Genomic DNA, 16,927 nt, shown 5'->3' with positions numbered 1-16,927 from the left:
GGGGCATAGCCTGCCGTACATGGATGACGCACCGGACACCGCCTCGCCCACCGAGCAGCCCGTGACCGACGCCACGCCAGAGCCGTTCGCCCCTCCGCTCGGCACGGTCGACGGGGCACCGGGCGACGCGTCCCGGACCGCTGCGGAGCTGGGCCGCTTCGTGCGCGACGAGCCGGTCGAGATGCGCCCCACCGAGCCCGGGCGGGGGCGCCTGCTGCTGGTCCGCCACGGGGAGACCGAGTGGTCCCGCACCGGGCGGCACACCGGGCTGACCGACCTGCCGCTGACGGACGTCGGCCGGGAGCGCGCCGGCGGACTGCCCACCCTGCTCGCCGAGTACGACCTGGTCCACGTGCGCTGCTCCCCGCTGCAGCGGGCGGCCGAGACGGCCCGGTTGGCCGGCGTCGTCCCCGACGCGCTGGACGCCGACCTCGCCGAGTGGGACTACGGGGCCGAGGAGGGCCGCACCACCTCACAGGCCAGGGAGGAGGGCCGCCCCGGGTGGACCGTCTTCGACGGCGTCCCGCCCGGCGACACCCCCGGTGAGACCGTGGAGATGGTGGCCGCGCGCGCCAGCCGCGTGCTGGGCCACGTCTGGCCGCACCTGGCCACCGGGGACGTGCTGCTGGTCGGTCACGGCCACCACCTGCGCGTCCTGACGGCGGTCTACCTGCGGCAGACGCCGTACCTGGCCGATGCACTGGAGTTCGAGGCCGGCAGCCTCTGCGTGCTGGGCCACCACCGCGACACCCCGACCATCCAGCACTGGAACCAGGTGCCCTGAGCCGGCGCCCGGTCCCGCTCCGCCCTCAGGGCACCGGCCAGGTGTCCACGGGCTGGTGGGTGGCGTTGTGCTGCCAGTACAGCCGGCTCATCTCCTGCAGCGCCTCGTCCCGATCGGCGCCCGCGGCCTCCAGCGCCTCCACCGTCCGCACCTGCCAGGTGGCGCCGTTGGTGCGCTTCTCGCAGCGGCGTCGGATGGTGCCCAGGTAGGTGTCCGCGTCCTCCTCGGTGGTGCCGCCGGCCAGCAGACCGGCTCGGGCCAGCGGCAGCAGGTGCTCGCTGACCAGCTCGGTGACCGGGATCTTCCCCGAGACGCCGGGCCACGCGAGCTCGGCCTCGATGCCGTGCTCGGCCGCGGCGTAGAAGTTCCGCTCGGCCTCGGCGTGCGCGAACCCGACCCAGGGCGACGGGGAGGTGTCCACCAGTGTGCGCACCAGGCCGTAGTACAGCGCGCAGTTGGCCAGCGTGTCCGCGGCGGTCGGCCCGGCCGGGAGCACGCGGTTCTCCACGCGCAGGTGGGGCACGCCGTCGACCACGTCGTAGATGCCCCGGTTCCACCGCCAGACGGTGCCGTTGTGCAGCATCAGGCGCGGCAGCTCGGGGGCACGCCCCTTGGCGTCGCCGGGGCTCTCGCTGGTCGGTCCGCCCTCGGTGGGCGGCAGCTCGAACAGCTCGGGCAGCAGCGCCGGGTAGGAGCCGATGTTCTCCCGGAACAGGTCCACCGGCGAGGAGATCCAGTCCCGGCCGAAGACGGCCCGGGAGGCGACGCCCTGGTTGCGCAGCTCGGGGGTGCGCGTGTCGATCGTCTGCTCGAACAGCGGGACGCGCGTCTCGGCCCACAGCCGGCGCCCGAACAGGAAGGGCGAGTTGGCACCGATCGCCACCTGGACGGCCGCCACCAGTTGCGCCGCGTTCCAGAAGGGCGCGAACTTCTCCGGCGACACCTGCCGGTGCAGTTGCAGCGAGGTGCACGCGGCGGCCGGGGCGAGGTCGCTGACCTGCTGGCGCAGACGTTCCCCGGTGGGTCCCTCGATATCGAGCACCCCGTCCTCGCCCCGCTCGCGCAGGACGGCCTTCTCCAGCGCCGTGTACCGGGCCCCGCCGGAGATCCACTCCCCCTGCAGGTGCTCCTCGCGGAGGGTGGGCAGGATGCCGACGGCCATCATGTGGCAGCCGGCGCGCTCGGCGGCGTCCTGGGCCTCCTGCAGGTGCCCGCGCACCACGTGCTCCAGCGTCGGGGAGGCACCGGTGGCCATCGGCCGCGGGGCGACGTTCACCTCGATGTTGAAGCGCGCGAGCTCGGACTGAAAGTGCTCACCCAACTCGTCGAGCACGGCGTCGTTGCTCAGCGCGGGCTGCATGTCGTCGTCGACCAGGTTGAGCTCCAGCTCCAGACCGATCTTGGGGAAGGTCGCGTCGAACGAGGCGTGGGCGAGCAGCCACGCGAAGGTCTCCAGCTCGTTGCCCACCTCCTCGCGGAAGCGCATGCGATCCTCCGCCGAGTACTCCGTCTTCTCGACCTCAGCACCCATGGCCGTGCCCCTTTCGCGGTGTGGTGGACCATGAAAACACGCCGGAGCCGGCGACCGCACGGTCACCGGCCCCGGCGTGGGTCACACCGACGGGCGCCGGGCTCAGTCCTCGAAGGCCTCCGCCGGCGGGCAGGAACACATGAGGTTGCGGTCGCCGTACACCCCGTCGATGCGGCGCACCGGCGGGAAGTACTTGGTGGCCGGGTTCACGCCGGCCGGGTACACGGCCTCGGCGCGGGTGAAGGAGTAGGGCCACTCCCCCGCCATCGACCGGGCCGTGTAGGGCGCGTGGCGCAGGACCGAGTCGTCCGCGTCCTGCTGCTGCCCGACCTGGTCGATCTCCGCCTTGATCGCCACCATCGCGTCGACGAAGCGGTCGAGCTCGGCCAGCGACTCGGACTCGGTGGGCTCGACCATGAGCGTCCCGGCCACCGGGAAGGACATGGTCGGTGCGTGGAAGCCGTAGTCGATGAGGCGCTTGGCCACGTCGTCGACGGTCACACCGGTGTCCTTGGTGATCTGGCGCAGGTCGAGGATGCACTCGTGGGCCACCAGGCCATCCTGACCGGTGTAGAGCACCGGGTAGTGCTCGTCCAGGCGCTTGGCCAGGTAGTTGGCCGACAGGACGGCCACGCGGGTGGCGCGACGCAGACCGGCCGAGCCCATCATGCGGATGTACGCCCACGGGATCGGCATGATGCTCGCCGAGCCCCACGGCGCGGCCGCGATGGGTCCGACACCGGTGGCGGGACCGGCCTGCTCCACGAGCGGGTGGTTGGGCAGGAAGGGCGCCAGGTGCTCCCGGACGCCGATCGGACCGACGCCCGGGCCGCCGCCACCGTGCGGGATGGTGAAGGTCTTGTGCAGGTTCAGGTGGCTGACGTCGGAGCCGAACCGGCCCGGGCGGGCCACGCCGATGAGGGCGTTGAGGTTGGCACCGTCGACGTAGACCTGACCGCCGGCGTCGTGCACCATCGCGCACAGGTCGCTGATGGTTTCCTCGAACACGCCGTGCGTGGAGGGGTAGGTGACCATGATCGCGGCCAGCTTCTGGCCGTGCTCGTCGATCTTGGCCCGCAGGTCCTCCATGTCGATGTCGCCACCGGGGGCGGTCTTCACGACGACGACCTTCATGCCCGCCATGACGGCCGAGGCCGCGTTGGTGCCGTGGGCCGAGGCCGGGATCAGGCAGACGTCGCGGTGCTCCTGGCCCTTCGAGGCGTGGTAGGCGCGGATGGCCATGAGGCCGGCCAGCTCGCCCTGCGCGCCGGAGTTCGGCTGCAGCGAGACCGCGGCGTAGCCGGTGATGTCGCACAGCCACTGGGCGAGCTCGTCCATGAGGGCGCGGATGCCCTCGGAGTGCTCGGCCGGGGCGAACGGGTGGAGCTCGGCGAACTCCGGCCAGGTGATCGGCTCCATCGCCGTGGTGGCGTTGAGCTTCATGGTGCAGGAGCCCAGCGGGATCATGCCGCGGTCCAGCGCGTAGTCGCGCTCGGAGAGCTCGCGCAGGTAGCGCAGCATCTGGGTCTCCGAGCGGTACAGGTGGAAGACCTCGGGGGTCAGGAAGTCGCTGGTGCGCTGCAGGTTCTCCGGCCAGGTGAGATCCAGCGCCGGGCCCAGGCGGTCGGCCAGAGAGACGCCGAAGGCCTCGGCCACCACCTGCAGGTCGGTGTCCAGCGTCGTCTCGTCGACGCTGACCAGCACAGTGTCCTCGTCCTGCTTCCAGAGCAGCACGCCCTCGCGGCGGGCGGCGGCCACGATGCTGCCGGCCTTGCCCGGCACGCGGACGGCGAGGGTGTCGAAGAAGTCCCGGTGCAGGACCTCGAGCCCCGCGCCGGTCAACGAGCCGGCCAGGCGACGGGTCTTGCCGTGGACGTCGCGCGCGATGGAGCGCAGGCCCTGCGGGCCGTGCCAGACCGCGTACATCGAGGCGATGACCGCCAGCAGCACCTGCGCGGTGCAGATGTTGGAGGTCGCCTTCTCGCGGCGGATGTGCTGCTCGCGCGTCTGCAGGGCCAGGCGGTAGGCCACCTGGCCCTCCGCGTCCTTGGAGACCCCGACGAGTCGGCCGGGCAGGGTGCGCTCCAGGCCCTCACGGACGGCCATGTACCCGGCGTGCGGGCCACCGAAGCCCATCGGCACACCGAAGCGCTGCGTGGTGCCCACGGCCACGTCGGCACCCCACTCCCCGGGCGGGGTGAGCAGGGTGAGGGCCAGCAGGTCGGCCGCGGCGGTCACCAGCGCGCCGGCCTCGTGCGCGACCTCGGTCAGGGTAGCCCAGTCGCGCACGGCACCGTCGACCGCGGGGTACTGGACGATCACGCCGAAGACGTCACGGTCGCCGGCGGCGGCGCGCAGGGCGTCCACCGAGTCCACCCCGGTGAGGTCGGCGACGACCACCGGGATGCCCAGCGGCTTGGCGCGGGTCTGGGTCAGGGCGATGGACTGCGGCATGAGGCCGGAGTCGAGCAGCAGCACGGCGCTGTTGTCCTTGGCACCCACCTTGGCCGTGCGGCGCATGACCGTCATCGCCTCGGCGACGGCGGTGCCCTCGTCGAGCAGGGAGGCGCCGGCGGTGGTGAGGCCGGTGAGCTCGGCGCACATCGTCTGGAAGTTCAGCAGCGCCTCGAGGCGGCCCTGGGAGATCTCCGGCTGGTACGGCGTGTAGGCCGTGTACCAGGCCGGGTTCTCCAGGATCTTGCGCAGGATGACCGGCGGGGTGTGGGTGCCGTAGTAGCCCAGGCCGATCATCGAGCGGGCGACGGTGTTGCGCTCGGCGTAGGCGCGCATCTCGGCGGTGGCGGCCTGCTCGGTGGGGGCCGCGGTCATGGTGAGCTGCTCGTCACCCTGGATCCCTCCGGGCACGGCCGCGGAGATCATCGCGTCCATCGACGGCTGGCCGACCACCCCCAGCATGTGCTCGACGTCCTCGGCGCGGGGGCCGATGTGGCGGCGGACGAAGTCCGGCTCGTGGTGCGGGGCCAGTTCGTCGCTGGCATCGAAGACCGGTGCCTCCGTGGCCTCGTGGGCGGGGGTCGGGGTGGTGCCGTCGGGAACCATGGTTCCTCCTCGCGTCGCTGCGTGGGTCTGGTCAGCTCCCCCTCTGTGGGCGCAGGGGCCGGCCAGAGTTGCCTCGCCCACGGGGTCCGTGCGCCTGAGAGATTCCGGGGAGGTTGCTCCTTCGGCGTCCCGCTGCGGGACTCTCCCCCACGGGGTCGACGGCACGGGGAGTCTATTACGTCACGTGCCGGCTGCCGAGTGCGTCAGGCGCCGCGACGGGCCCGTCGGGCGGCGAGCTCGTCGACGACCTGCTCGCGGGCGTTCGCCCCGGGCAGCTCCTCGAGGCTCCCCTCGACCTCGCGCCACACGCTGGAGATCGCGATGCCGAAGACGCCCTGTCCACCGCGCACCAGGTCGATCACCTCGTCGTCGCTGGTGCACTCGTAGACCGAGGCGCCGTCGGACATGAGGGTCAGCGAGGCGAGGTCGTCGGCGCCCCGGTCGGCCACGGCCTCGACCGCGACCCGGATCTGCTGCAGGGAGACGCCGGTGTCGAGCAGGCGCTTGATGATCTTCAGCACGACGATGTCGCGGAAGGAGTAGAGCCGCTGCGAGCCGGAGCCGGTCGCGCCGCGCACGCTGGGGCGCAGCAGGCCGGTGCGGGCCCAGTAGTCGAGCTGGCGGTAGGTGACGCCGGCAGCGGCACAGGCCTGCGGCCCGCGGTAGCCGAGCGCGTCCCGCGCGGCAGCCGACGGGTCCTTGAACAGCGGGTCCTGCTCCCCCGGGAAGCCCTGTGCGGGCGGCTTGGTCGTCACACCGGGGACCGTACTGCGCCGCCCCGGGGGCGGCAACGTCGCCACGCCGAGACGGCCCACGGGGACCTCGCCACCTCACCCTGACGTCGAGGGTGAGGACATTCCAGGACGTCAGCCCAGCTCGGCGCGCACCAGGGCGACGTGCAGTGAGAGGCAGGCGGCGGCCAGCTGGCCACGCCGCCTCTCCCGCTCCTCGGGGGCCGGGCGGAAGGCGGTGAGCGTCTGCTGCACCAGGGCGGCCTCGCGGTCGGCGGTGAGGCGGAACATGCGCAGGTGACGCGGCTCCAGGCCGAACTCGGCGAAGGTGCCCACGGCCCGGGCGATCTCCACGTCGTAGGAGGTGTACCAGCCGTCCCGGTCGGCGTGGACGAGGCCGAAGGAGGACATGTCGTCCAGCAGGGACGGCTCCACCCCGGCGCTGCGGCAGAGCTCGGACCGGCTCACGCGCACCGACTCGTCCGAGGAGGCGAAGTCGGCGGCCTGCACCGCCGGGGCGGAGGCCGACGGCAGGGCGCCCTGCGGCGGCGGCGCGGGGCGGCCGGGGGCCGGGGCGTCGAGGTCGACGGCCAGCCCGCGGTCCATCTGGTCCAGAGCGTCGGCGATCACCCGCAGCGGCCAGAAGCGGTCGCGCTGGGAGGTCAGGATGAAGCGCAGGCGGTCCACCTGGGTGTCGGAGAACATGCGGTAGCCCGAGGGGGTCCGCTCCGGGTTGATGAGCCCCTTGCCCTCCAGGAAGCGGATCTTGGAGATCGTCAGGTCGGGGAACTCCTCCGAGAGGGCCCGGACCACCTGTCCGATCGTGTGCTGACCCGCGCCCGTCATGCGGCAGGGGCGCTCGCGGGGTGGAAGGTCAGCCGGAACTTGCCGATCTGCACGACGTCGCCCTCGGCGAGCTCGGCCGCCTCGACCGGCTCACCGTTCAGGTAGGTGCCGTTCGTGGAGCGGGAGTCCACCACCTGGAAGCCTCCGCCGACCGCGACGAAGCGCGCGTGGTGCCGGGAGACCGTCACGTCGTCCAGCAGGATGTCCTGCTCCGCGGCGCGACCGACGGTGGTGTTCTCCTGGTCCAGCAGGTACCGGGCGCCGGCCGACGGGCCGCTGGGAACCAGCAGCAGCGCCGTGCCCGGGCGCAGCGCCTCGATCAGCCGCAGCTCCTCGTCGGTGAGCGCACTCGTGGTGCGCGACTGGGCGACGGGCACGGCACCGTCCGACACGTCGATGCGCGCCGTCTCCGGTCCCGGGACGCGCGGACTGTCCTCCGGGGTGGTGCTCATGCGCCTGATCCTTTCACGTGGTGGACGACGGGCGCCCGGCGCACCGGGCACCCGTCGTGAGGGGGTGGACGCTCAGTCGAGCGTCGCGGAGTAGGCCTCGGCGTCGAGGAGCTCCTCCACCTCGGAGGCCTCGGAGACCTTCATCTCGAACATCCAGCCCTCACCGTAGGGGTCGGAGTTGATCGACTCGGGAGCGGAGTCCAGGGCATCGTTGACGGCGGTGACCTCGCCGCTCAGCGGGGCGTAGACGTCGCTGACGGACTTGGTCGACTCGACCTCACCGGCCGCGTCGTCGCGCGCGAAGGTGTCACCGACCGCGGGCAGGGTCACGAAGACCACGTCGCCGAGGGCGTCCTGGGCGTAGGCGGTGATGCCGACGCGGTAGACACCGTCGCCGGACTCACGGAGCCACTCGTGCTTGTCCGTGTACAGCAGGTCCTTGGGGTATTCCATGTCGCTCATCGCGCTCCTTCGGGTGATGGTGGGGCAATCCTAGTGTCTGCGGTCACGCAGGCGACCGCGCTCGGTCACTCCGGCAGCGGCACCGTCGACTCGACGCGCACCTCGTCCAGCGTCACGACGGTCACCGAGGCGCCGTCCTGCTTGGCCGACTCGACGATCCCGCCGGGGATCCGCATGGCCGTGGCCATCGTGTCCCCCGGCCCGATCGCCTTCAACCGGTAGGGCGGGGCCAATCGCTCGCCGTCCATGACCACCCGCCCCTCGGCGTCCTCGACGAACGAGCTGCTGGCGACCACGCGGTGCCCGTTGACCTCCATCGCCTCGGCGCCGGCGTCCCGGAGCTCCTGCACCGCGTCCAGCAGCACCGGGGCGCCGATGCCCTCGCCCCCCGGGATCGTCAGCTGGATGCCCGGCCCGGCGGCAGGGAGCACCCCGGCGAGGATCCCGAGCTCCTGGCTGCGCTCGCGGGCCTGCCGCTCGGCGGCCGAGCTGTCCCGGCCGGCGGCCAGCTCGGCCTTCTGCTCCTCCAGCGCGCGGCGCTGGGCGTCGAGCTCGGAGTCGTGCTGCTCCACGTCGTGCAGCAGCTCGACCATCTCCGCCTCGGTGAGCTCCCGGACCGCGCCGCGCTGCGGGTCCAGCGAGCTGGTGGACAGTGCGAAGCCCAGGAGGCCCAGCAGCAGGGCGGCGGTCAGGCTCCCCCGGCCGCGGAACACGCGCCATCCCCGCCGGTGCGCGTCCTGCTGCGCGGCACCGTCGGGCCTCACGTCCTGCAGCCGCTCGTCGGCCACCTGCGAGGCGGGGTGCGTCCGCTCGGGCTGCTCAGGCATGGAAGAGGTGCCTCCGGATGCCGGCGAGGTTGCTGAAGATGCGCAGCCCCAGGACGACCACCACGCCCGTGGTCAGCTGCGAGCCCACGCCCAGCTGGTCGCCGATCCACACGATGAACGCGGCGACCAGCACGTTGGACAGGAACGAGACCACGAAGACCTTCTCGGAGAAGATCCCGTCCAGCGCGGCCCGGGCACCGCCGAAGACCGCGTCCAGGGCGGCGATGACCGCGATGGGCAGGTAGGGCTCGAGCCACCAGGGCACGTCGGGCTGGAGCCAGATGCCCAGCACGATGCCGAGCAGCAGTCCGAGGGCAGGGATCATGGCGACTCCACGGTGACGGGGCGGGCGTGGTGCAGGGTCAGGGTCGGGTCGGCGGGCAGCGTGAGGCCGTTCGCGCGCTCCCAGGAGGTGCGCAGGCCGAGCTCGTCGCGCAGGGCCGCCAGACGGTCCGGCCCACCGAGCTCGTCGAAGCGCTCGGGCAGGTCGGCGGGCCCGACCGCCTCGATGACGTAGGGGCGCTCGAGGGCGCGGAAGTCCACCACGAGGGCCTTGCCGGCGAAGCGGATGCCGGCGGTGGAGCTGAGCCGGTGGTCGTTGATGCTGACGGCCCGGGCGTCCGCGGCCCACAGCAGGTTCACCGTGCGCTGCAGGTCGGCGGCCACCACGCGCTCCTGCGGGTCCGCCCCGGGGGCGTCGTCGAGCTCGATGCGCACGCCGTCCCCCTCGACCTCCGTGGCTCCCGCGGCGACGCCGTGCGCCTCCAGCGTCCGGGCGGCGTCCTCGTCCCCGCCGCTGCGCAGCACCGACTGCTGCTCGGCCTCGACGGCGCGCTGCTCGCGGTCCAGGGCGGCGGCCTGCTCTTGGTAGAGGTCCTGCCGCTCCTGCAGCCTGGCGGCGAGCTCCGCCCGAGGTGAGGAGGCGACCTCGTCCGGCCGCAGGCCCACGTAGCCGACCGCCACCAGCAGACCGATGACGAGCAGGGTGAGGGTCAGGGCCACTCTCCCGGTCCCACGGCGCGGGGACCCCGCGTGCCCAGCCCGCCGACGGCGCGCGTGCTCCTCGGCGTAGGCGGGCTCCACGGGGTTGGCCAGGAGCTCCTCGATGAGATTGGTCGGTCGGTGCCGAGGGGTCTGCTGCGCCATCCCACTCCTCCCGAACCCGACCGGGGCTGCCTCGCTGGTGAGCCCGGATCCTACTACCGGGGCCCGACGACCCCCTCGCCACCGAGGTCGTCCAGCACGCGATCGGCCCGCGCGTAGACGTTCAGCGACTCACCGCGCACGAAGCCGATGAGGGTGAGCCCACGATCCTCCGCGAGCTCGGCGGCCAGCGAGGACGGGGCGGACACCGCGCTCAGCACCGGGATGCCGGCCATGACCGCCTTCTGGACGAGCTCGAAACTGGCCCGCCCGGAGACCTGCAGCACCGTCCCGGTGGCCGGCAGGAGGTCGTGCTGGGCGGCCCAGCCCACGACCTTGTCGACCGCGTTGTGGCGGCCGACGTCCTCGCGCACGACGAGCGCCTCCCCGCTGGCGGCGTCGAAGAGACCGGCGGCGTGGAGCCCGCCGGTGCTCTCGAAGACCTTCTGCTGCGCACGCAGGGCCACCGGCAGCGAGGTGACCAGCTGCGGCGTCAGGCGCACGGGGTCGGCGGCGACGTCGTGGACCGAGACCGTGTGCACCGCCTCGATGCTGGCCTTCCCGCAGACGCCGCAGCTGCTCGTGGTGTAGAAGTTCCGCTCGGCCGACGGGTCGGGCGGGGCGATGCCGGGGGCGAGCGCGAGATCGAGCACGTTGTAGGTGTTGCCCTCGGTGCCGCCGGTGCCCGGTCCGCCGCAGTGGATCGCCGCACGCAGGTGGGACCCCGTCCGCAGCACCCCCTCGGAGACCAGGAAGCCCGTCGCCAGCTCGACGTCGTGCCCCGGAGTGCGCATGGTCACCGCCAGCGGCCGCCCGTCCACGCGGATCTCCAGCGGCTCCTCGACGGCCAGCGTGTCCACGACGCGGCGCGGCTCCTGCTCGCCCCGGACGCGGTGGAGCGGTCGGCGGACGGTGATGCGGCCCATCGGGGGATCCTCCCACGCCGCTCCGGGCCGACCTGCCCCACGGGGCGCGGGGACCTACGCTGACCCCGCCGCACGCCCCAGGAGAGGAGGCCCCGTGGCCGAGGACCCCGTCGACCTGGACGGCTGGATCCACGACCTGTCCGACGCACTGGGCGTGGACGCGCCCGTCCCGAGCCGGCAGCTCCTGGACGTCACGCGCGAGGCCGCGCACGGTGTCACCAAGGTGGCCGGCCCGTTGACGACCTACCTGATCGGTCACGCCGTGGCCGGTGGGGCGAGCGTGGACGAGGCGGTGGCCGCGGTGGAGCGCCTGGTCGAGCAGCGCCGGCACTGAGCCCCTGCAGGGCGGTCTACGGTTCGGTCATGCCCGAGGTCCATCTGGCGCGCACCACCGGGGACGCCGAGGAAGCCCTGCTGGCGCTGGCCACCGCCGTGACGGGTGTCGAGGGCCTGACCCTGACGCGTGCCTGCCCCCGGTGCGGCTCGGACCAGCACGGCCGCCCGGTCCTCCTCGGCACCGCCGAGACCTTCGTGTCCCTCTCGCGCCCCCGCACGCCCGGCCCGGCGGTCGTCGCGGTCTGCGTCGGCTCCGCCGTGGGCGTGGACGTCGAGAACGCGGGCGCGGCCGCCTTCGAGGGCTTCGACGACCTCGCCCTCCACCCCCGGGAACGGTGTGCGGACGACGACGCCCGCACCCGCCTGTGGGTCCGCAAGGAGGCCCTGCTCAAGGCGCACGGCACGGGGCTGTCCACCGACCCCCGCGCGGTGTGGCTCGGGAAGGACGGCACCGTCCGGCAGGGACCCGACGGCACGGTGGTCGACCTCGAGCACGACGGGCAGGTGGTCGCGGTGGCGGTCACCCCGCCGGCCGCGGTCCGCCTCGTCCGGTCCTGAGCGTCAGCCGAGCTCGGGAAGGTCGGGCAGCTCGGGCTCGTGCAGCCAGGCGTGCAGCGTCTCGGCCACCCGGACGCCGAGGTCACCTGCCGCCTCGACGCAGTGCGCCTCGAACTGCGCGGTGGACCCGGTGGCGCCCTCGTGCACCTGGACCCAGCTGCGCACCAGGTGGAAGAAGAGCTCGTCACCGACCACGGCCCGCAGCGCGTGCAGGGTCAGCGCACCGCGCTTGTACACCCAGTCGTCGAACATGAGCTCCATGCCGGGCTCGGCGAGGGTCACGCCCTCGTCGAGGTCCTCGAGCTTCGCGTGGTAGAAGGCGGCCTGCTCCTGGACCGTGGGCGTGTCGTCCGACTCGGAGCGGTGGTCGGACCACAGCCACTCGGCGTAGCAGGCGAAGCCCTCGTTCAGCCAGATGTCCTGCAGCAGCGCACCGGTGACCGCGTTGCCGAACCACTGGTGCGCGAGCTCGTGGGCGACCAGGCGCTCGTTCTCCCAGACCGGCTCGACGAAGTTGCGCCCGAAGGTACTCAGGCCCTGGGCCTCCAGCGGGATCTCGAGCTCGTCGTCGACGACGACCGCCCGGTACTGCGCGAACGGGTAGCGGCCGAAGAGCTCGGTGAAGTGGTCCACCATGCGCCCCTGGTGCTCGAACGCGGTCCCCTCCCCGACCTGCACCCCCGACGGGTGCACGATCGTCACGGGAACCTCCGCCGCGCACGCCGTCTCGACGTAGTGGCCGACCTGCAGCGTGGCCAGGTAGGGCGACATCGGCCGCTCCATCTCGTACACCCACCGGGTGCGCCGCCCCTCGCGCGTGCACTCGGTGCGGGTGCCGTTGGCCACCACGTGGAAGTCGGGGTCGGTGAGCACCTCGATGCGGTAGGTGGCCTTGTCCGCGGCGTCGTTGTTGCACGGGAACCAGGACGGCGCCCCCTGCGGCTGGGAGCCCACCATCGAGCCGTCGGTGAGCTCCTCCCACCCGGCCTCGCCGTGGGCGCCGGGCACCGGTCGGGGCTTGCCCGAGACCTTGAGCTCCAGGACGAAGCGCTCGCCGACGGTGCGGTCGCCGACGTTGATCGCCCAGCCACCGTCCCGACGGCGGTACCTGACCGGCGAGCCGTCGACGCTGGCGGAGCCGAGCTGCAGCCCCCGCAGGTCGACGTGCAGGCGGTTGGTCGGCTCGGCGATCTCGACGTGCAGGCGCGCCCGCTCCTCGAGGCGGTTGCTCGCCACCGCGTAGGTGAGGGCGAGGTCGTAGTGGGAGACGCGGTAGCGGGTGTCGCCGTGTGCGCGCAGATACGGGTCGGGGTGGGTCATGGACGCCTGTTCGTCGAGGGGGTTGCCGCAGAGGGGTTCGCGGGAGCGGTCAAGACTAGTCCTCCACCCACGGCCCGATGGGGTTGCCGACCCACCGGGTCTTCTCGGGCGCGGACTCCCCGCGCATCACGAGCGAGCCGGGGCCGACGGTCGCGTCGCGGCCGAGGGTCGAGGCGGGCAGGATCACGGAGTTCGGCCCGATCGTCGCGCCCTCGGCGAGCTGCACCCGGTCCATCGCCAGGATGCGGTCGTGGAAGAGGTGGGTCTGCACGACGCAGCCCCGGTTGACCGTCGCGCCGGCACCGAGCTCGATGAGGTCGTGCTCCGGCAGCCAGTAGGTCTCGCACCACACGCCGCGCCCGACCCGGGCGCCCATGGCCCGGAAGTAGAGGTTCAGCAGGGGCGTGCCCGGGACCGCACGGAGCAGCCACGGCACCGCGACGGACTCGACGAAGGCGTCGGCCAGCTCGCCGCGCCAGACCATGCCGGACCACAGCGGGTGCTCGGACGGCTTCCACCGCCCCACCAGCAGCCACTTGGCCACCAGCGCGGTCCCGACCGCCAGCAGGCCGCAGGCCAGCAGCACCAGCCCGGAGAAGGCCCCGGCGACGGCCCACCCCCAGCGGGCCGCGACCCAGCAGAGCGCGGCGGCGCCGAGCACGTGCAGCACGAGGTGCGCGAGCAGCGCGAGCACGCGGCAGCTCTCCACCAGGGCGCGCAGGAGGCGCAGCCGGAAGGGCGGCGCGTAGGTGCGGGAGGTGTCCACCTCGGAGGGGGCGCGGCGCAGCTTCTCCGGCGGCGAGCCCACCCAGGAGGCACCTGCCTTCGCCTTCTTGCGTCGCGGTGCGGCCGAGAGCACCGCGACGAGGGACTCCTTGGGCACCTTGCGACCCGGCGCCGTCATGCCCGAGTTGCCGACGAACGCGCCGCGGCCGATCTTCACCCGCTCGACGCGCAGCCAGCCGCCCCCGAGCTCGTACCCGCCGATGAAGGTGTCGTCGGCCAGGAAGGCCCCGGCTCCCACCCGCGTCAGGCGGGGGATCATCAGCACGGTCGAGGCCTCGGCGTCCTTGCCGATGCGGGCGCCCAGGGCCCGCAGCCACCAGGACGTGATGGCCCCGGCGTACATCGGGAACAGCCAGGTGCGGGCCTCGTCCATGAGGCGCAGGGTCGCCCAGGCCTGCAGCGCCCGACGGCTTTGCGTCGGGTAGCACCCGCCCTCGAGCCCGACGCCGGCCAGCCGCACCAGCACGAGCACGAGCAGCGCCAGGGTCAGGTAGCCCACCAGCCCCGCAAGCGGGAGCCACAGGAGCGCGGCGCCCAGGGCCTCGCCGAGCGAGTCGGCCCCGGCGAGCGGCAGCCACAGCACGAGCCCGGCCACCGCGACCGCCAGCAGCGGCAGCAGGGAGATCAGCACGCCGGTCAGGGCGTAGAGGGCGATGAAGACCGGCCGGGAGCGGGGCGGCTCGGCCCAGGGGCCCCGGGCCTTCCCCGTGCGGATGGCCGGCGACCCGGACCACCGCTGGCCGGCCGGGACCTCGCCGAACACGGTCGACCCGGGCGCGATCTCGCTGCCCGCCCCGATGCGGGTGCCCCCGACGAGGGTGGACCGGGCACCGATGCGCGCCCGGTCCCCGATCTCGACGGCCCCGACGTGGAGCGTCTCGCCGTCGACCCAGTGGCCCTGCAGGTCCACCTCCGGCTCGACGGCGCAGCCGTCCCCCAGGGTGAGCAGGCCCGTGACGGGCGGCATGGCGTGCAGGTCGGTGCCCCGGCCGACGCGGCAGCCGAGCAGGCGGGCGTACCAGCGCACCAGACCCGCGCCGGAGACCAGGCCCGCCCCGGCCTCGTCGGCGAAGCGCTCGGCGAGCCAGAGCCGGAAGTGCACCCCGCCTCCCCGCGGGTGGCTGCCCGGGCGCACCCCGCGCAGGAGCACCCGGGCGACCAGTGCCGAGAGGGCGAGCCGACCGGCCGGCAGAACGAGCACGAGCCACACGAGGCCCAGCAGCCACCACGGAGCCGGCGGCACGAGCGCCGCTGCCTCCCAGCCGAGGGCGTCGGCGACACGGACACCGAGGGCCAGCCAGAAGACCCAGCGCAGGCCGCTGACGGTCCGGAGACCCAGCAGGGCCAGGAGCTGCCCGAACCGGACGCCCCTCCCCACCGGTGCCACCTGCTCGTTGAGCCGCCCGGTCGAGCTGTCGAGCGTCTGCAGCCACCCCGCGAAGGACCCGAGCGTGTGGTGCTCGTAGACGTCGGCGACGGTGGCGTTGACGTAGCGCTCCCGCACCCTCGCGACGATCTGGGCGGCGGTGAGCGAACCGCCGCCGAGCTCGAAGAAGTCCTCGTCGCCGCTGGTGGGCCGGGCGCCCAGGACGGTGTTCCAGATGTCGGCGAGCCACTGCTCGATCTCACCCAGGTCGCTCGCACCGGCCTCGTCGTCCGGGAGCGGCCACGGCAGGGCGTCCCGGTCGATCTTGCCGCTGGTGCGCGTCGGCAGGTCTGGCACGACGGCCAGGCGGGGCACCAGGGCCGCGGGCATGTCGGCGCGCAGGCGGGCCACCGAGGCGGACCGGTCGAAGGTCTCGTCCACCGTCAGGTAGCCGACGATGAGGGAGTTGCCGGACTCCGTCTTGCGGATCGCGGCCGCCGCCCCGCCGACCCCGGGCAGCTGCAGCAGGGCGGAGTCGATCTCCCCCAGCTCGATGCGGCGCCCGCCCACCTTCACCTGGTCGTCCGCCCGGCCGCGGAAGAGCAGGCCCTCGGGGTCGTTCACCACGACGTCGCCGGACCGGTAGGCGCGCTCCCAGCCGAGCGTCGGCATCGGCGCGTACTTCTCCGCGTCCTTCTCGGGGTCGAGGTACCGGGCCAGCCCGACGCCGCCGATGATCAGCTCGCCCTCCTCTCCTGGCGCGACCGGCTGTCCCTGCTCGTCGACGACGGCGAGGTCCCAGCCGTCCAGCGGCAGACCGATGCGCACCGGCGGCTCGGCCGTGACCTGCGCGGCACAGGCGACGACGGTCGCCTCGGTGGGGCCGTAGGTGTTCCACACCTCGCGGGTGTCCGTCGCGAAGCGTGCCCCGAGCTCCGGCGGGCACGCCTCACCGCCCACGATGAGCAGGCGCACGCGGTCCATCGCCTCGGCCGGCCACATCGAGACCAGGGTCGGCACGGTGGAGACGACGGTGATGTCGTTGGCGACCAGCCACGGGCCCAGATCCACCCCGGAGCGCACCAGGGAGCGCGGGGCCGGCACCAGGCAGGCGCCGTGGGCCCAGGCGAGCCACATCTCCTCACAGCTGGCGTCGAACGCGACCGACAGCCCGGCCATGACGCGGTCGCCGGGGCCGATCGGTGCGCGCTGCAGGAAGAGGCGCGACTCGGCGTCGACGAACGCGGCCGCCGAGCGGTGGGCGACGGCCACGCCCTTGGGCTTGCCCGTGGAGCCGGAGGTGAAGATCACCCAGCAGTCGTCCTCGAGGTCCGGGAGCTCCGGCTCGACGGACTCGCGCGCCTCGGACAGGCGGGAGGAGACGACCAGGTCCGCACTCACGACCGCCGCGGCATGCGACTCCTCAAAGACGGTGCGGGCGCGCTCGTCGGGGTCGTCGGCGTCGACGGGCACGTAGGCCGCCCCGGCGAGCAGGACGCCCATGATCGCGACGTACAGGTCGGCGGTGCCGGAGGGGACACGCACGCCCACCTTGTCGCCGCGGCCGATGCCGAGCTCCGCCAGCCGCCCGGCGAGCTCGGCGGCAGCTTCGTGGAACCCGTCGTAGGTGAGCACGCTGCCACCGGCCTGGATGGCCGGTGCCGCACCTGAGTTCGCCACGGTGTGCAGGAAGAGGTCGACCAGGGTGCGGGGCGAGGGCGAGCGGCGACCGGCGCGCAGCGGGTCGCGCCCGGTGGTCGCGAGAGAAGCAGGCATCCGTGAAGTATCTCAGAAAACTG

At 73.4% G+C, this 16,927-nt stretch carries 15 protein-coding genes and 1 riboswitch; of the genes, 3 read left to right on the top strand and 12 right to left on the bottom strand.

The genetic code is table 11. The annotated features are described in order from the left end of the window. Window positions 1-19 precede the first annotated feature (19 nt). Window positions 20-784, top strand: a complete 765-nt coding sequence (locus tag ACY8FT_RS03115) for a histidine phosphatase family protein (protein ID WP_462417479.1) — start codon at window positions 20-22, stop codon at window positions 782-784. A gap of 25 nt (window positions 785-809) precedes the next feature. Here ACY8FT_RS03115 and ACY8FT_RS03110 read toward each other — a convergent pair whose 3' ends face one another. The 10 genes from ACY8FT_RS03110 to fdhD form a co-directional block, all read right to left on the bottom strand. Next, window positions 810-2,315, bottom strand: coding sequence for a glutamate--cysteine ligase (locus ACY8FT_RS03110; RefSeq protein ID WP_462417478.1), 1,506 nt, complete (start codon window positions 2,313-2,315; stop codon window positions 810-812). 102 nt (window positions 2,316-2,417) lie between these two features. Then, window positions 2,418-5,375: an aminomethyl-transferring glycine dehydrogenase gene (gcvP, locus tag ACY8FT_RS03105; RefSeq protein ID WP_462417477.1), complete on the bottom strand. Its 2,958-nt coding sequence runs from the start codon at window positions 5,373-5,375 to the stop codon at window positions 2,418-2,420. Window positions 5,376-5,447: 72 nt separating this feature from the next. Further along, window positions 5,448-5,533, bottom strand: a riboswitch (glycine riboswitch). Window positions 5,534-5,578: 45 nt separating this feature from the next. Beyond that, window positions 5,579-6,130: a MerR family transcriptional regulator gene (locus tag ACY8FT_RS03100; protein ID WP_462417476.1), complete on the bottom strand. Its 552-nt coding sequence runs from the start codon at window positions 6,128-6,130 to the stop codon at window positions 5,579-5,581. A 111-nt stretch (window positions 6,131-6,241) separates the two neighbouring features. Next, window positions 6,242-6,952, bottom strand: coding sequence for a transcriptional regulator FtsR (gene ftsR / locus ACY8FT_RS03095; protein ID WP_462417475.1), 711 nt, complete (start codon window positions 6,950-6,952; stop codon window positions 6,242-6,244). Continuing rightward, the gene (locus ACY8FT_RS03090) at window positions 6,949-7,404 is read right to left on the bottom strand and encodes an FHA domain-containing protein (RefSeq protein WP_462417474.1); all 456 of its coding nucleotides are present in this window, start codon (window positions 7,402-7,404) and stop codon (window positions 6,949-6,951) included. The genes ftsR and ACY8FT_RS03090 overlap by 4 nt, the downstream gene beginning before the upstream one ends. A 72-nt stretch (window positions 7,405-7,476) precedes the next feature. Beyond that, on the bottom strand, window positions 7,477-7,866 hold the full coding sequence (gcvH, locus tag ACY8FT_RS03085; RefSeq protein ID WP_462417473.1) for a glycine cleavage system protein GcvH: 390 nt from the start codon (window positions 7,864-7,866) through the stop codon (window positions 7,477-7,479). 65 nt (window positions 7,867-7,931) lie between these two features. Continuing rightward, window positions 7,932-8,693: a DUF881 domain-containing protein gene (locus tag ACY8FT_RS03080; protein ID WP_462417472.1), complete on the bottom strand. Its 762-nt coding sequence runs from the start codon at window positions 8,691-8,693 to the stop codon at window positions 7,932-7,934. Then, complete coding sequence (locus ACY8FT_RS03075; protein WP_462417471.1) at window positions 8,686-9,018, bottom strand: small basic family protein; 333 nt, start codon at window positions 9,016-9,018, stop codon at window positions 8,686-8,688. The genes ACY8FT_RS03080 and ACY8FT_RS03075 overlap by 8 nt, the downstream gene beginning before the upstream one ends. Continuing rightward, entirely contained in the window at window positions 9,015-9,839 is an 825-nt protein-coding gene (locus ACY8FT_RS03070) for a DUF881 domain-containing protein (protein WP_462417470.1), read from the bottom strand. The genes ACY8FT_RS03075 and ACY8FT_RS03070 overlap by 4 nt, the downstream gene beginning before the upstream one ends. A 53-nt stretch (window positions 9,840-9,892) precedes the next feature. Then, window positions 9,893-10,762 (bottom strand): formate dehydrogenase accessory sulfurtransferase FdhD, encoded by an 870-nt coding sequence (fdhD, locus tag ACY8FT_RS03065; protein WP_462417469.1) that lies wholly within the window; start codon window positions 10,760-10,762, stop codon window positions 9,893-9,895. 94 nt (window positions 10,763-10,856) lie between these two features. Here fdhD and ACY8FT_RS03060 point away from each other — a divergent pair, with 94 nt between their 5' ends. Both ACY8FT_RS03060 and ACY8FT_RS03055 read left to right on the top strand, forming a co-directional pair. Further along, window positions 10,857-11,096 carry a DUF6457 domain-containing protein gene (locus ACY8FT_RS03060; protein ID WP_462417468.1) on the top strand — a complete coding sequence of 80 codons (240 nt, stop codon included), beginning with the start codon at window positions 10,857-10,859 and terminating at the stop codon, window positions 11,094-11,096. Window positions 11,097-11,125: 29 nt separating this feature from the next. Then, window positions 11,126-11,656, top strand: coding sequence for a 4'-phosphopantetheinyl transferase family protein (locus ACY8FT_RS03055; protein ID WP_462417467.1), 531 nt, complete (start codon window positions 11,126-11,128; stop codon window positions 11,654-11,656). A 3-nt stretch (window positions 11,657-11,659) separates the two neighbouring features. On the opposite strand, the gene ACY8FT_RS03050 is transcribed toward ACY8FT_RS03055, so the two are convergent. Together ACY8FT_RS03050 and ACY8FT_RS03045 are read right to left on the bottom strand one after the other, a co-directional pair. Next, the gene (locus tag ACY8FT_RS03050) at window positions 11,660-12,976 is read right to left on the bottom strand and encodes a M1 family metallopeptidase (protein WP_462417466.1); all 1,317 of its coding nucleotides are present in this window, start codon (window positions 12,974-12,976) and stop codon (window positions 11,660-11,662) included. A gap of 55 nt (window positions 12,977-13,031) precedes the next feature. Then, on the bottom strand, window positions 13,032-16,904 hold the full coding sequence (locus tag ACY8FT_RS03045) for a Pls/PosA family non-ribosomal peptide synthetase (RefSeq protein WP_462417465.1): 3,873 nt from the start codon (window positions 16,902-16,904) through the stop codon (window positions 13,032-13,034). Window positions 16,905-16,927: the final 23 nt, after the last annotated feature.

Source organism: Kytococcus sp. Marseille-QA3725, assembly GCF_054950055.1.
The sequence above is the reverse complement of the archived record's forward strand: the minus strand, read 5'-3'. Positions and strand labels throughout refer to the sequence as shown.

Bases quoted from the DNA above. Each gene is read 5' to 3' on its own strand.
- ACY8FT_RS03110 (WP_462417478.1), bottom strand. From the start codon at position 2,315: ATGGGTGCTGAGGTCGAGAAGACGGAGTACTCGGCGGAGGATCGCATG.
- ACY8FT_RS03080 (WP_462417472.1), bottom strand. From the start codon at position 8,693: ATGCCTGAGCAGCCCGAGCGGACGCACCCCGCCTCGCAGGTGGCCGAC.
- ACY8FT_RS03055 (WP_462417467.1), top strand. From the start codon at position 11,126: ATGCCCGAGGTCCATCTGGCGCGCACCACCGGGGACGCCGAGGAAGCC.
- fdhD (WP_462417469.1), bottom strand. From the start codon at position 10,762: ATGGGCCGCATCACCGTCCGCCGACCGCTCCACCGCGTCCGGGGCGAG.
- gcvP (WP_462417477.1), bottom strand. From the start codon at position 5,375: ATGGTTCCCGACGGCACCACCCCGACCCCCGCCCACGAGGCCACGGAG.
- ACY8FT_RS03070 (WP_462417470.1), bottom strand. From the start codon at position 9,839: ATGGCGCAGCAGACCCCTCGGCACCGACCGACCAATCTCATCGAGGAG.
- ACY8FT_RS03050 (WP_462417466.1), bottom strand. From the start codon at position 12,976: ATGACCCACCCCGACCCGTATCTGCGCGCACACGGCGACACCCGCTAC.
- ftsR (WP_462417475.1), bottom strand. From the start codon at position 6,952: ATGACGGGCGCGGGTCAGCACACGATCGGACAGGTGGTCCGGGCCCTC.
- ACY8FT_RS03115 (WP_462417479.1), top strand. From the start codon at position 20: ATGGATGACGCACCGGACACCGCCTCGCCCACCGAGCAGCCCGTGACC.
- gcvH (WP_462417473.1), bottom strand. From the start codon at position 7,866: ATGAGCGACATGGAATACCCCAAGGACCTGCTGTACACGGACAAGCAC.
- ACY8FT_RS03045 (WP_462417465.1), bottom strand. From the start codon at position 16,904: ATGCCTGCTTCTCTCGCGACCACCGGGCGCGACCCGCTGCGCGCCGGT.
- ACY8FT_RS03075 (WP_462417471.1), bottom strand. From the start codon at position 9,018: ATGATCCCTGCCCTCGGACTGCTGCTCGGCATCGTGCTGGGCATCTGG.
- ACY8FT_RS03090 (WP_462417474.1), bottom strand. From the start codon at position 7,404: ATGAGCACCACCCCGGAGGACAGTCCGCGCGTCCCGGGACCGGAGACG.